Source organism: Streptomyces sp. NPDC059866 (assembly GCF_042731325.1).
Lineage (GTDB): Bacteria > Actinomycetota > Actinomycetes > Streptomycetales > Streptomycetaceae > Streptomyces > Streptomyces flavusporus.
Genome location: NZ_JBHWJT010000137.1, coordinates 1 through 1,198, shown reverse-complemented (window position 1 = coordinate 1,198; position 1,198 = coordinate 1). Strand labels below are relative to the sequence as shown.

Here is a 1,198-nt window from a genome sequence, read left to right as displayed (position 1 = left end):
GATGTTGACGATGTCGGCGACCTGGCGCGGCTCCTCGGCGGCGGCCTTGACCAGGTGGGGGACGGCCGCGTGGGCGGTGTACATCAGGCCCATGAGGTTGATGTCGATCATGCGCCGCCAGTCGTTCAGGTCCGCGCCGGGAGCGGGCCCGAGCAGCATGAGGCCGGCGTTGTTGACCAGGGTGTCCAGGCGTCCCAGGTTCTCGACGGTCCGCTCGACCGCTTCCGCGGCGGCCTGGGCGGTGGTGATGTCGGCGGCCACCACCAGGGCCTTGCCGCCGGAGTCGGTGATCTGCGCGGCGAGGTCGGTGAGCCGGTCCTCACGCCGGCCTACCAGGGCCACGGAGGCGCCCTCGCGGGCAAGCTCCAGGGCGGTGGCGTGGCCGATGCCGCTGGATGCTCCGGTGACCAGGGCGGCGGTTCCTTCGAGACGACGAGTCATGGTCAAACCTTTCGATGAACGGCCACGCCGTTGCGGGCCGTAGGGGATAGAGCGACAGCGCTGGTGCGGCCGTATGGGGGTGGAGGCCACTCAGGACTGGGCTACGGGCAGAATGGGCAAGTGAGTACTACTGGTCAGAAGACCACCGACACCACGCGTCAAGGGACCAAGGAGGACGGAGCGCTGCCGCCCCGCGAACGCCTGGTCCGGGCCGCGTCACGCCTGTTCTATTACGAGGGCGTCCGCGCGATCGGCGTGGAGCGGCTGATCGCCGAGGCCGGGGTGACGAAGGCGACCTTCTACCGGCACTTCGCCTCCAAGGACGACCTGGTCGTGGCCTATCTACTGACCAAGGACGCCTACTACAAGGAGGTGGCCGAACCGCTGGCCGCCGGGCATCCGCCCGCGGAGGCGATCGACCTGATCTTCGAGGCGATCGCCGAGCACGCCCGCGAGCGCGGCTTTCGCGGATCGCCGTTCCTGAACGCGGCCGCCGAGTACCCGGACGCCGACCATCCGGTCCGCGGCCTGGTGACGTCCCACCGGGACTGGATCCGCACCCTCTTCAAGCAGCTGCTCACCCGGCTCGGCCACGCCGATGCGGAGTCGGCCGCCGGTGCGCTGTTGATGCTGTACGACGGCGCGATGGCAGCCGGCTACCTGGACGACTCGACGGCCGCCCACAAGACCCTGCTGGACGCGGCCCGGCTGATCCGGTCGGGAGGCTGACCCCGTCGGGACCGCGTGAAGCAGCGGC

General features: G+C 70.1%; 2 protein-coding genes. One reads left to right on the top strand and one right to left on the bottom strand.

Going from position 1 to position 1,198, the window contains the following annotated elements; genetic code table 11:
• Window positions 1–441 (bottom strand): SDR family NAD(P)-dependent oxidoreductase (locus ACFV7R_RS47095; RefSeq protein WP_385276990.1); only part of this gene is annotated, 441 nt, incomplete at its 3' end.
• A gap of 120 nt (window positions 442–561) precedes the next feature.
• On the opposite strand from ACFV7R_RS47095, the gene ACFV7R_RS47090 reads away from it, so the two are divergent.
• Window positions 562–1,170 (top strand): TetR/AcrR family transcriptional regulator, encoded by a 609-nt coding sequence (locus ACFV7R_RS47090; protein WP_385276987.1) that lies wholly within the window; start codon window positions 562–564, stop codon window positions 1,168–1,170.
• Window positions 1,171–1,198 lie beyond the last annotated feature (28 nt).